This is a genomic window from Paenibacillus sp. P3E (assembly GCF_001909045.1).
GTDB classification, from domain to species: domain Bacteria; phylum Bacillota; class Bacilli; order Paenibacillales; family Paenibacillaceae; genus Paenibacillus_AQ; species Paenibacillus_AQ helianthi.
On record NZ_LVWH01000176.1, the window covers coordinates 15,938 to 28,812 of the forward strand.

A 12,875-nucleotide genomic window follows, 5' to 3' on the forward strand; every position below is an offset into this window, starting at 1 on the left:
CCATGTAATTGGCTTATGAGCACCCCGTGTTTTTATGGGAATTGGATAGAAATCGATAAGATAGAGAACTGGTCGAACGACAAAGCCCAGGACACTTGGACGTAGCACACTATCCACATCAGTGAATTCCGATATGTCATTTACGGAACTACATAACCCTACTGGGCCGACACATTAATACTGTCCACATTCGGTCCTTCCGTACCGGTAGTCACCACTTTAACCGTATTGGTTCCGGTATTCATGGGAACCTGAATGGTTTTTTCTCCCCAGGTTGACCAACTGCCAGTTGCTGCAAAGGCGGTATTGCTAATGACCTTGCTTCCGTTCACATACACATCCAGGTTTCTTGTGCCTGTTTCCAGTGCATAGCGAAATTTCACATTTTTCGTCCCCGCAATAGCACAGTAGACGCTGCTCCACTGAATGGAGGCATCGGTTGAGGCAGTGAAGTTAACGTACCCGGTACCGATATAGCCCGAATTGGTAGTTTCTGCCGCGGCATTCGTTAATGTTGTGCCTGTTTCAGCTTCATAAGTGGTGCCAGTGTCTGTACCACTGTCGTTTCCGAGTGCAGCTACAAAGGTGGTCACACTTTGGGCGGGAAGCTGGGCTGTAAAGGAACGGTTCGACACATTCACGGATGCTCCGGAGGCAACTTTTCGGCTGGCGTCCGTGATCCATGTGGATACGCTCGATGCCGTACCATTCTGCAGGACAAAGTTCTGGCTTACAGCTGAAGTGCTTTTGTTAATGGCTACTATGACAGCTTTGTTGTCGCCTTTGTATGCTGAAATGTATACATTCGTATTTGGATTCTTTGTAGCGTCAACTCTTACATATCCAGGACGGATGAATTTGGAGAACTGAGCCATGCTATCCCCGCGCTTACTGATCGTACCATCCTCATTCATCGGACCGTACTGTCTGCGGATGTACCACCATACATATGCCTGAAAGTCCGCCTCTACCATAGCATTGTGCATATGATAAGCAACTTCCAGTGCCTCAGGCCAGCGGTTCGCAGAGTTATTGTCACTGTTGGGATAATACACTTCTGTCATCCAGAGCTCTTTCCCTGCCCCTTTTTGTTTGAAAAGCGGATAAGGAAAGTCATTAAACGAAGTGCCATAGGTGTGCGCACCCAGAATATCCATATTGGCAAGTGCCTGTGAATCATTCAGGATAGGGTCCGACATATTCTTCAAATAAGAGAACGACTCAGGTGCTATAACCCGGCAGTTAATCGACCCCGCATTATTCTTCATAAAAGTAAGCATTTCTGCTGGAGTCCACCAGGTCCAGGTATGTGCATAATCCGGTTCATTTTGAACAGAAATCGCATAAAGATCCACACCGTTATTCTTCATATACGTAACGAAATCGTTCAGATGCTGCGCATACGCGGCGTACTTATCGTACCTGAGCCGTTTGGCGGACGTATCGCCGTTGTGATTGAAGGTCTCCGTCATATCACCGGGAGGATTCCAGGGCGAAGCAAAAACTATGGCTCCGTGTGCGACTGCAGATTTTGCAGTTTCCACTTCTTTGTACCAGTTATTTTTATTGTCATCCACATAGATTCGCAGGACAGAAAACCCTAACTGGTTCGGTCCATTGCCAAAAGCCGTTTCTCTTTGCGCTGCGGTCAAATCTCCAGCCCAAGCCGGGAGGTTAATGCCTCCAAACCCGCGGATCACTTGTTTCTCTGCTGATAAATTAACGGTCACATCGCTTGCTGCTGAAACTTTAGGAGGCGTAGGTACCATCATTACCGACAGCACAGTTATACATGCCAATAATGTACACAGTGATTTTTTTACCCCTGAAATCATTTTTCTCATCTCCTCATCGTGTAATTTCCGCCAAACCCTGCTCTTGTCACCTCCTGTCTGATCGAAGCGGCAGCCGTACCTCACCTAAGCTTGTCCATACTTCTTGCAGTACTTGCAAGCGCTTCCTTTTCCTGTATTATAATAAGTATCTGCTGTATAATCCTTGCAAATAAACGCTACTATATTGCGCGGATACCTATAATCCCAAAAGTTACAATAAAAGGATTGGATGCTATGAATCAGGAGACAAACTATATTTTCGCACCTATTAAAAAAGAATTGATTTGCTTTCATAAAACAACAGATACGGAGCTGATCAACCCCGCCTTGCCTTATCACCGCCACGATGCTTACGAAATATATTTGTTCCTAAGAGGCAATGCTTACATGTATCTTGAGCAGTCCTGCTACAAACTGACCCCTGGCGATTTAATCATCATCAGCCCCAGCGAAATGCACCGTTGTATCTGTATCGACAATCAAATGTATGAACGAATAGGGCTGAATATCAAGAAATCAGCCTTGGAGAAGCTTTCAAGTCATCGCTCGAATCTATTATCCTGTTTCGAATCCCATCCCTTCGGACAAAACAATCTAATCCGGATCTCCCAGGACCAAATTGTGATGTATTGCGGGCTTGCAGAGAAATTGATCTCCTGCCTCAGCTCGGAGGCATATGGACAGGATCTTCTGGCGGAATCCTACGCAACCCAACTGCTTGTGTTCATCAATACCCTGTATCCGTCTGCCACATACCAATCGAACAATCTCATGCCGGAGCTGGTCAGCAAGACCATGACCTATATCAAGGAGCACCTGGTCGGATCTATTTCATCTGAGCAGCTGGAGCAGGAGTTTCATTACAGCGGCAAATATATAAGCCAGCTGTTCAGAGAGCATACCGGACTTACGATACGCTCCTACATTGTGGACAAGCGCATCACGCTGGCTATGAGCCATCTGGCCGCAGGCAAGACCGTTGCCGAAGCCTGTGAGCTGTCCGGGTTCAGCGACTATGCTAATTTTATAAGGAGCTTCAAAAAAATAGCCGGCATGCCCCCGGGAAAATATAAAGCGGTTATACAGGCTTGAGAGGCTCTTTCAGCTCTTAGCACAGGACCAAAAAGAAAAAAAGCCAGAGGCAACTTAAGTTCGCCTTTGGCTTTTTTTGTCTAATTCGGGGTTATTGTGAGTAGTAGATTAATCAGTATTTATCAATCTTGTACCAGAATAAGGGCAGCGGGAACCACCCTGTAGGCACATCCACTGCCATATAGCGACTGTGCTGTGTAAGAAGAAGCGCCTGAGCCTGCTGCTTATTAAGGACTACTGCATCCGGCTTAGCAGACCGCTCAACAGTCACGCCATCCGCATCCACCCGTGCAGTAACCGGCTGACCGTCCATGACTGCGGAGAACTCCCCCTGGACAATCCCTGTCGTCTTAAGCTTAAGCGTCAGATAAGCCTCTAATACATTGGCGAAATCCAGAATATGATACATATCAGAGTTCTCGATAACATAGTCGTCAGCAATGCTGCCAAGAGCTGTATTTAGAGAAATGTCATATTCTGGCGTAACAATAGTGATTCGCTCTGCTCTGCTATATCCCCTGTAAGCCTTGATCGTCCGTGCAATATCGTCCGCATTTGCCACTGCGAATTCAGATATTTCATCGCCTGCTTCGTTTCCAATCAGATACCCGATCAGCTTGCCTTTATCCAGGACACCCAGGGCCTTTTGATGGAGGCTGTTGAAAATAAGCGGCAATTGCTGTAAGTTACGTTCAATATAAGCCAGCCGCGAGGTGTTCATGCTATGCGCAAAGGCTTCTGCTCCTTCAATCCCGAATAACGGGCTAAAGGATATTCCAGTGTCGTTCACATGTCTTAAGCCATGGCGCACATTGGCCTCTCCCACGAAATACTTGAACTTTACACCGCCAAGCGTGAAGCCGAAATACTCATATCTCTGTCGCTGACCATATAACACAACCATATCACACGTATTGCGCAGTTCTTCTAGCCACATGTCCATGAGCGCCTTCATATGCCCTTCGCCACGCGCACGCGGATGAACCGATACGGTACCCAAATAGCCGGTTCGCAGCGTATAATCACATACCGTCAGAGGCTCTGGAAAAACGGCTACCTGTGCGCGCAGCCTGCCTTTCTCATCCACAGCAACCTTATGCATAGCTGAAGAATCCACGTTCTTGTTATAGGCTTTGGGCATCAGGGTTTCAAAATCCAAGCGAAAAGCATAGTTGGCCAAATCTATGCATTCCTCACGCTCATTCGGAGTTGCCGTTCTGTATTTAACCATTTTGCCCTACCCTTTCAGTGTAAGTATTTAACTCCCATCCTATAACTATGATTCTAGATGCATATGCAATATCCTGCCGCATGTCATTCCGATTCCCGCCGCCTGGCCGCGGCCACATCAATCATATGCTTTAATACGCGCCATATTCAAAACAGTCAAAATCTGCCGCATTGTCAGAGGCCGTACCGTTACTCGTACAATACATTCCTATGCAGCAGCCCACAAATCCGCCTGCCACTTCGGTACTCAAACTACTCGTATCTATATGTTCTGCAACCAACTGATATTGATCTCCATCCGTGCTGTAATAGAAGCTCAACTCCTGGCCTCTTGCAGCTATCTTTAAATACAACCGCCGAGCATCTACCTCTGCCTGTGTAACATTCGTCTCCAGGCCATTGATACAGGTCACAACACGTAAGGCTTGTCTGTCATCCTGCAACACGCGCTCAAACCGGATATGATACATTTCATTTTGAATGACAGCCAAACCTGCCGATTCATGGATGCTCCGCGCCGCAAACTCCATCACTGCTGCTGCCGTATAGTCAAAATGCTGTTGCCGCAAACAGACAAAGCTGAGATTATCCTGATCCTTGAACGTTTGAGGTTTTAGCTTTAGCCGCAAATATCCTTTACGTTCTGTCAAAGAATATAAATCCTCCTGCGGATTCCTTAAGAACATCCATTTATGTGCCAGATTATCACTGTCAAAATGGTCGCAGCGCAATTGCGGCTCCACCGGAACCGGCGTCAATCCTATGACCCCCTGCTCCTGCAGAATTCCCCGGCCCTCATTGACTACTGGCCATCCATCCTCCCAAATCACTGAAGCAAGAAACGTCTCCCGCCCCAAATTACTATAGCTACCTCCATAAGGACGTGAGGCGAGCATCACCATATACCATTGACCGTCTTCAGCCTGAACTAAATCGGCATGCCCCACATTGATAACCGGATAATGTTTGCCCAGATGACGATGTGTAATGATCGGGTTGTTCGGATTCCCGGTATAGCCTTCTGTCAGCTTCTGGCTGCGTGCGACGGTCACCGCGTGATTCGGCCCTGTTCCCCCCTCGGCAATCATTAAATAATAGAAGTCATCTTTCTTGTACAGATGCGGCCCTTCCGGCCAGATCACATCTGTCATGGCACCTCTCCAAAGGACATAGCTCTCCCCCGCAAGCGCCATGGTCTCCAAGTTCAGTTCCTGAATCCATACTTCCCAGTTGCCGTCATAACGTACTCCAGTTGAGTTAGGCCTTGTACCCAAATAGTAGGTTCTTCCGTCATCATCAAAGAAAATCGTGGGGTCAATCCCTACCGCTCCTTGAATAAAATAGGGCTCCGACCATGGCCCCGCAGGATGGGTTGCTGTAACAACGAAATTTCCGCCATGGGTTACATTGGTCGTAATCATATAGAACATGCCCTCATGGTAGCGTAGGGTTGGGGCAAAAATCCCCCCTGAGTGCCTGGCCCCCTGTAAGTTCAATTGTGAGGGGCGGTTAAGCACGTTGCCAATCTGCTTCCAATGGACAAGATCACGGCTATGGAAAATCGGCACCCCAGGAAAATAAGCAAATGTCGATGTCACCAAATAATAGTCTTCCCCCACCCGGCATACTGAAGGGTCCGGATAAAAACCTGGCATAATCGGGTTATTATAAGTAACGGAATTGTGTTCAATCGCAGTTGTCATTCTTTTACTCCTCCAGTCCTAGTCCAGCTTATCGAAACAGCACACAATTCCCGGATTCCCGGAAATATTTGATCAATTTCTCAATGGGACTGCGCCCGCATTTCAGTTGCTCGCCGAGACAGTCTATACACAGGAAGTCTTGGGCGTTGCGCGTAACAAGCTTCAGGTAAATCGCCACATCATCCGTCATTAAAGGGACTCCGCATGTTCTGCATGTCCTATTCCTATTCATGTTCATGTGATCCTTTACACCAATTTCGCCCGCACAATCAGACAATCATGAGCCGGAACTACAGGAGCATATCTTTCTCTGAATACGCCGATTTCTTTATGCTCCCAGCAGTCATACAGCGACAGCGATTTTCCGGAAGCATAGGGGAGTCCGATATCCCAGAACTGCAACGACATTTCCCTTTGACCATCACTTAAATTAAAGAAACCTATCGCCACGTCTCCGTCAGTTAACACTTTTACCAGCATAAATACATCATCTGCATGAAACCATTGCGGTTCCGGCTTGATGCGATAAGCACCGCGGCCCTCCACATCCTGATTAATGGCAATCAAATCCCCGTTCATCAGAATATCTCTGGTGGCCTGGTTGGTTTTCCGGATGTCACTGCCAATCATCAGCGGAGATCCCATCATGCTCCATATAGAAAAATGGGTCTTGTACTCCACATCACTACAACCGCCGATTTGGCTTCCGATAAAGTCGCTGTTGCTGCCTCCATACATGCCGACAACCAGCATATCCATATCATTATGACAATATGCTCCTGTGTAGCAGGCCTTATCAAGCTGTGACAAAGCTAAACTCTTGATGGAATCCCAGCTATCCTGAATATCCCCTGTGGACCGGTACATATGAGCGCCGGATTCACGAATCCAATGGTATACATTGTCCTCACCCCAATTGCATGCTGAGAACAGGATGTCTCTTCCGCAGTTTTTGAGCGCCAGGCTCATTCGTTTGTACAGCAGTTCCCCCGATATATGTCTGGGCTTGAAGCAGTAATCATACTTCAAAAAATCTACGCCCCATTCTGCCAGCAATTCCGCATCCTGAAATTCATGTTCAAAGCTCCCCGGATATCCTGCGCATGTATGTGTTCCTACACATGAGTACATCCCAAACTTTAATCCCTTGGCATGAATGTAATCTGCAAGCGCCTTCATTCCGTTCGAGAATTTGACCGGATCAGCAACCAGCTTGCCATCGTTGTCCCTTTCTTTCAGGCTCCAGCAATCATCAATAACAATGTACTCATATCCCGCATCCTTGAACCCCTCTGCAACAAGTGTATCGGCGGCTTCCCGGATAAGCTGCTCATTAATGTCCCATGTAAAGGTGTTCCATGAATTCCATCCCATGGGCGGTGTCAAGCCGAGTTGTTGTTTGTTCATCAAAGTATTCATCCTTTCGTGTAATCCAGCTACACCGTCCTTTACTGGACAGCATAGCTGTTGTGGATTGCAGATCCCTATTCCCCAGAAGGGTATGGATGAATCTTCTGAATGGTGCCGTCCGGATTATAGTGTAGCTCCGTATATTTGACGCAGCGCTTATGATTGACACCCTCAGACAGGGAGCTGTCATGGTAGAACAGATACCACTTCTCTTCAAACTGAACGATGGAGTGGTGCGTAGTCCAGCCGATAACCGGTGACAGAATCTCACCCTTGAAGGTAAAAGGACCTGCCGGATGCTTGCTGACCGCATAGACCAAGGTATGCTTTGTGCCTGTCGAATAAGACAAATAGTAGTAGCCATTATATTTATGAACCCATGGCCCTTCAAAATATCTCCGGTCCTCATCACCAGCAAGAATCGGATTTCCTTCTTCATCCACAATGGAAATTTCTTGCGGCACCTCCTGTAAAGACAGCATATCTTCGCTTAACAGCGCCACACGCGGCCCTAGTGCAGGCTGGTCAAGGGCCGGCCCTTCCGCCCCCGGGCGGAAGGTGCCGGTCTGCCATTGTTCAAGCTGGCCTCCCCAGAGGCCGCCAAAGTAAATATACGCCCGGTCGTCTTCATCCACAAAAACAGCAGGATCGATACTGAAGCTGCCGGGAATATAGTCCGGCTGCGGCGTGAACGGACCTGCCGGAGATGAAGCCGTCGCCACACCCAGACGGAACACCCCCTCCCGGTCGCGGGCCGGGAAAAATAAATAGTAAGTATTGTTCTTATAGGCGGCATCAGGCGCCCATAGTTGTTGCGACGCCCAGGGAATCTCGCTCAGATGAAGCACTTGCCCGTGATCTGTCACAGGGGATTCAAAATTCTCTATGGATAGGACATGATAGTCTTCCATTGCATACTGGTCACCGTTGTCATTGTCCGGTCCATTATGATCCAGGTCATGGGAAGGATAAATATAAATTTTGCCTTCAAATACGTGGGCGGACGGGTCCGCTGTGTAGATGTGGGTTACGAGTGGCTCGTTGGGTTTGGGCAACTGATTCATGTATAAATCTCCTCTTCTTGAGTATATTGGCTTGAAAGAACATCTCTTCGTACTGAAACTAAGACAGCAGGAAGAATAGAAGCCTATCCAGCAACCGCTTACAATACATATTGTACTGTACTCTTCCAGCCGTCACCCATACCAAAAGTAAAGAATTCTCCCTATAAATCTTACACGTTTATTGCAGGACTACCGGCAGATTGCAGATATCAACATGGTATCGGACAACACAAAAGATCGTATGGCGCATAATTACATGAATGCCATACGACCTTTCCCCATTCCAAATAATCTCATCTCACTGCAGGCTTTCCTGGCGCTTCCGGCTAATTCACCTTAACTAACTGCCATTGCTTAGTCTGATCAATCTGAACTGCTGGGCGGTATTGCCTAAATCCTGCATAAGCTGAATCGCTTCCCCGTTCATAAATATTTTCCATTTATACTAATTTTTTTAATATTTAAAGTTTAACTGTTATCCCAAATTAGTTTTATCTAATAATAGATCAATAAGTCGTGAGGATCGGTCATTGTTTGAACGAAAACGATAATTTATTATAGTTGCATGGTTATGTAAGCGCTAACATGTAAAAGGGGGTTAGGGTAAATAGCATTAGGATTAACCCACGGCCAAGCCGCAAATGGTTCATGGAAGGAGGAGTGCCTGTCAGCCAGTAGGCTTAGGGTATAGCAGTCCTGTGAAAGGCTCCAATTACACAAAGGGGGAGTGAACCGATGCGTAGTCACAGCATGAGAAGCAATTCTATTCGTAAATTTCTTTATATTTCGCCCTTTATGGTTTTACTTGCTGTCTTTGCATACTATCCGCTCTATGGCTGGGTATATGCATTCTTTGACTATATGCCGCCGATTCCGCTGTCACAATCGCCTTTTGTCGGGTTGAAATGGTTTCATTCCCTGGTAGAGAACCAGGTAAAGGTCGATCAGCTGCTTCAGGTCATCAAAAACACCTTCGGCATCAGCGGGCTGAGCATACTTTTCTCTTGGCTCCCCATGATCTTTGCCATTTTCCTGACAGAGATCAAAGCCGTCCGTTTCCGCAAATTTATCCAGACCGTAACCACCCTTCCGAACTTTATCAGCTGGGTACTGGTCTATTCCCTGGCATTTTCCATGTTCTCCAGTGAAGGGGTCGTCAATGGTTTTTTGAGCCAGATGGGGCTGAGCGACTCTCCTATACTCTTTCTTCAGAACTCGGACCATGTCTGGATTACGATGTGGATATGGGCCACCTGGAAGTCACTGGGCTGGTCGGCCATTTTGTATATTGCGGCGATTATGAGTATTGATGAGTCCCTGTACGAAGCGGCTTATGTAGATGGGGCAACAAGAATGCAGGTCATCCGGCATGTAGTTCTGCCAAGTATGCTGCCGACTTATTTTGTGCTGTTGATGCTCCAGATTGCCAGCTTCCTGAACAATGGGCTGGAGCAATATTTTGTTTTCCAGAATGCCTTCAACAAAGACACCATCCAGGTATTGGATCTATATGTATACAACCTGGCTATGGGAGGCGGCAGCTATTCCGTTTCCGTCGCGATCAGTATGCTGAAAAGCCTCATTAGTGTTGTGCTTCTCTTTTCCGTAAACGGGCTGTCCAAATTGTTAAGAGGAGAGGGCATCGTATGAGTGACAACCAGACCGGTTTGACGCCGAATGCCAAAGAAAATAACATCTCCCCCAAAATTAAAATGCAGGTCAGTGCAACCGACAAACTGATTTCTGTCGTGATCTACGTGCTGTTTTCTCTCTTTGCATTTATGTGTGTCTATCCGTTTTACTCCATCATTATCAATACCATAAGCGCCAACGATCTCAGTGCCAAAGGTGAAATTGTGTTTTGGCCAAGGCAGATCCATTTCCAGAACTATGTTGATGTGTTCAAAATACCGGGACTGTGGAATGCATTTGTCATTTCTTTGGGGAGAACGGTAATAGGTACACTTTTGACTGTCGGGGCCTCTGCCTTTTTGGGGTTCATGTTTGCCCAGGAGGATATGTGGGGGAAAAAATTCTGGTACCGCTTCACCATTATTACGATGTTCTTTAGTGCCGGCATTATCCCCTGGTATCTGACCATGCGATCGCTGCATCTGACCAACAATTTCCTGGCATACATCCTGCCGTCCATCGTAGCCCCGTTCTTCATCATACTTGTAAAAACGTTCGTAGAATCCACGCCGAAGGAATTGCAGCAGGCGGCCAGCATTGACGGTGCCGGGATTATGACGATCTTTTACAAAATTATCTTGCCCATAAGCAAACCGATATTGGCGACAGTCGCCATATTCTCGGCAGTGAACCAGTGGAACTCTTTTCAGGATACGCTGTTGCTGGTTACCGACAGTAAATTATACAGCTTGCAGTTTATTCTGTATAACTACATCAATCAGGCCAGTTCCTTATCCACCATGGTCAATCTGCAGAATGCCGGATCTACCGCCATGGCCAGTCTGTCCACCAAGCAAACCACTACATCTATTCGGATGACTGTTACCATTATCGTTGTCGCTCCTATTTTGCTGATTTATCCAATTTTCCAAAGATTCTTTGTAAAAGGAATTATCATTGGTGCAGTCAAAGGTTAAATTGCACCATTATGATAAATTAATCATTTGGGGGGCTGTAAATGAGTAAACACAATAAGCTGGCAAGAACATCATCAATGCTGTTCGGCACCACCCTGCTTCTGGTAACAACGATATTGAGCGGATGCAGCAGCAACGCTAATAATGCGGGTACAGCAACGGGATCACCTGCTGCGGGTACAGCCACCGAATCATCCAATCCGGGTACAGGAATTGATCACAGCAAGCCTTTGACCATTAACGTATTTGACAATGCCGCAAATTACCAGGGTGAGCAGACCGGATGGTACGGAAAACTGATTAAGGACAAATTCAATATCACTCTAAATATTCTATCTCCGCAGGTTGCCGGCGATCAGCTATACAAGACAAGGTCGGCATCGGGGGATCTGGGAGACCTCCTGATTATTGATAACAGTCAGCTCGAGGAATTAATTCCGGCGGGTATGATTATGGATATCACAGATAAAATCAAGAATACGGAGTACCTGTCCAAATATGTGGACAATCACTTCAAGCCCTTCAATACTGCATTCGAAAGCATTAATCCAGACGGCAAAATTTATGCGCTGCCAACCTTTACATCGGACACTTCACCGACCACATTCTCGGAAGAACTCCCTTACTCCAGTCCGCTAATGCCTTGGGATTATTACAAGGGAATCGGGGCTCCCAAACTGAACAATCTGACCGATCTTCTGAATGCCCTGAAGCAGATGCAGGCGAAGTATCCCAAGACACCTGACGGCAAACCGATCGTTCCAATTACCTTGTGGAAGGACTGGGATAACGGAAGTATGGAAAATGTTCGTTGGCTGAGTAACTGGTACGGTTATGAACAGCCCGACGGAACCTCAACCTTACAGTTAAACGCAAAAGGCGACATTGTTCCTCTCGTTGACGACAACAGTATGTACAAGAAAATCCTCCAGTTCTATTATGACGCCAATCAGATGGGTCTCGTTGACCCTGACTCACCGTCCCAGGATTGGAATAAAGTCTCTGAAAAGCTGACTAACAAACAGGTCCTGCTCTTATGGTATTCATGGCAAAGAGGCTTCTACAATACCATTGAAAGAGGCAATAAAGGTGACGGCAATGTGGCCATTCCAATCGCGGATACCCATATTATCCAGAATAGTGATGCCTACTTCGGGAACGGAAGAGTATTTGCCATTGGTTCAAAAGCAAAGAATCCGGAAAGAATCATTGAATTCATGGATTGGCTGTCTTCACCAGAAGGCCTGCGTTACTATACCAATGGATTTGAAGGCTTCAACTATGAAAAGACAGCTGACGGCAAGTTTAAGCTGACCAAAGTAGGACAAACGGCCTTCCAAGATAATACCCCTGTTCCAGATCAATACGGCGGCGGAGGATATCAAGACGGCCAGAGTAAGCTCAATACTATGATTATGAGTGACTTTGTAGTAGATCCCGATACGAAGGAATTCTACAACAGCACCTATTGGAGCTCAACGATTGAGGCAAACAAGACGGTTCTGACTACGGAATGGCAGAAGGCTTATAATGCAACCACTCCGACAGAGTACTATCAGAAAAACAATATGATCGATATCGTGCCGAATATTAATACCAGTCTCGGGTCGGACTCCTCGGACATCAAGAATAAACGCAGTCAGATTTCGGATGATGTGAAGAACACTTCCTGGAAAATGATATTCGCCAAGGATCAGGCAGAATTCGATAAGCTCTGGACTAAGCTGCAGTCCGATGTAGTGGGTCTCGGTTGGAATGACGTTCTTGCCGTAGATACAGAAAGAGCACAAAAAATCGTAAAAATGCGTGCCGATGCAATCGCCAACAAATAGATTATTATTGCTCAAGCGCATGCATCTCTTCTGTTCTAACTAAGTGGAAAGGGGCTAAAACGCAAGGGGCTGTCTCAAAAGTAGATTTTCTATGGAGGGG

The 12,875-nt window shown here is 46.7% G+C and carries 10 protein-coding genes; 4 read left to right on the forward strand and 6 right to left on the reverse strand.

Translation table 11 applies throughout. The annotated features are described in order from the left end of the window. Window positions 1-158: 158 nt before the first annotated feature. On the reverse strand, window positions 159-1,835 hold the full coding sequence (gene xynC, locus A3842_RS18750) for a glucuronoarabinoxylan endo-1,4-beta-xylanase XynC (RefSeq protein ID WP_074102342.1): 1,677 nt from the start codon (window positions 1,833-1,835) through the stop codon (window positions 159-161). A gap of 234 nt (window positions 1,836-2,069) precedes the next feature. Between xynC and A3842_RS18755 the strand changes: the two genes are divergently transcribed. Beyond that, window positions 2,070-2,927 (forward strand): AraC family transcriptional regulator, encoded by an 858-nt coding sequence (locus tag A3842_RS18755; protein ID WP_074102343.1) that lies wholly within the window; start codon window positions 2,070-2,072, stop codon window positions 2,925-2,927. 112 nt (window positions 2,928-3,039) lie between these two features. Here A3842_RS18755 and A3842_RS18760 read toward each other — a convergent pair whose 3' ends face one another. From A3842_RS18760 to A3842_RS18780, 5 genes are all read right to left on the reverse strand, one after another. After that, window positions 3,040-4,158, reverse strand: a complete 1,119-nt coding sequence (locus A3842_RS18760; protein WP_074085516.1) for a GNAT family N-acetyltransferase — start codon at window positions 4,156-4,158, stop codon at window positions 3,040-3,042. A gap of 130 nt (window positions 4,159-4,288) precedes the next feature. Then, the gene (locus A3842_RS18765; protein WP_074102344.1) at window positions 4,289-5,860 is read right to left on the reverse strand and encodes a glycoside hydrolase family 43 protein; all 1,572 of its coding nucleotides are present in this window, start codon (window positions 5,858-5,860) and stop codon (window positions 4,289-4,291) included. Between the two features lie 28 nt (window positions 5,861-5,888). Continuing rightward, window positions 5,889-6,050: a hypothetical protein gene (locus A3842_RS18770; protein WP_218618688.1), complete on the reverse strand. Its 162-nt coding sequence runs from the start codon at window positions 6,048-6,050 to the stop codon at window positions 5,889-5,891. A gap of 56 nt (window positions 6,051-6,106) precedes the next feature. Further along, on the reverse strand, window positions 6,107-7,267 hold the full coding sequence (locus tag A3842_RS18775) for a glycoside hydrolase family 27 protein (protein WP_074102345.1): 1,161 nt from the start codon (window positions 7,265-7,267) through the stop codon (window positions 6,107-6,109). Window positions 7,268-7,344: 77 nt separating this feature from the next. Further along, window positions 7,345-8,334 (reverse strand): glycoside hydrolase family 43 protein, encoded by a 990-nt coding sequence (locus A3842_RS18780; protein WP_074085520.1) that lies wholly within the window; start codon window positions 8,332-8,334, stop codon window positions 7,345-7,347. Window positions 8,335-9,069: 735 nt separating this feature from the next. On the opposite strand from A3842_RS18780, the gene A3842_RS18785 reads away from it, so the two are divergent. From A3842_RS18785 to A3842_RS18795, 3 genes are read left to right on the forward strand one after another with little or no spacing between them, the layout of a single operon-like run. After that, complete coding sequence (locus tag A3842_RS18785; RefSeq protein WP_074085534.1) at window positions 9,070-9,984, forward strand: ABC transporter permease subunit; 915 nt, start codon at window positions 9,070-9,072, stop codon at window positions 9,982-9,984. Continuing rightward, window positions 9,981-10,943 (forward strand): carbohydrate ABC transporter permease, encoded by a 963-nt coding sequence (locus tag A3842_RS18790; RefSeq protein ID WP_208619393.1) that lies wholly within the window; start codon window positions 9,981-9,983, stop codon window positions 10,941-10,943. Before A3842_RS18785 ends, A3842_RS18790 begins: the two co-directional genes overlap by 4 nt. A gap of 41 nt (window positions 10,944-10,984) precedes the next feature. Beyond that, complete coding sequence (locus tag A3842_RS18795; RefSeq protein WP_074085535.1) at window positions 10,985-12,775, forward strand: type 2 periplasmic-binding domain-containing protein; 1,791 nt, start codon at window positions 10,985-10,987, stop codon at window positions 12,773-12,775. Window positions 12,776-12,875: the final 100 nt, after the last annotated feature.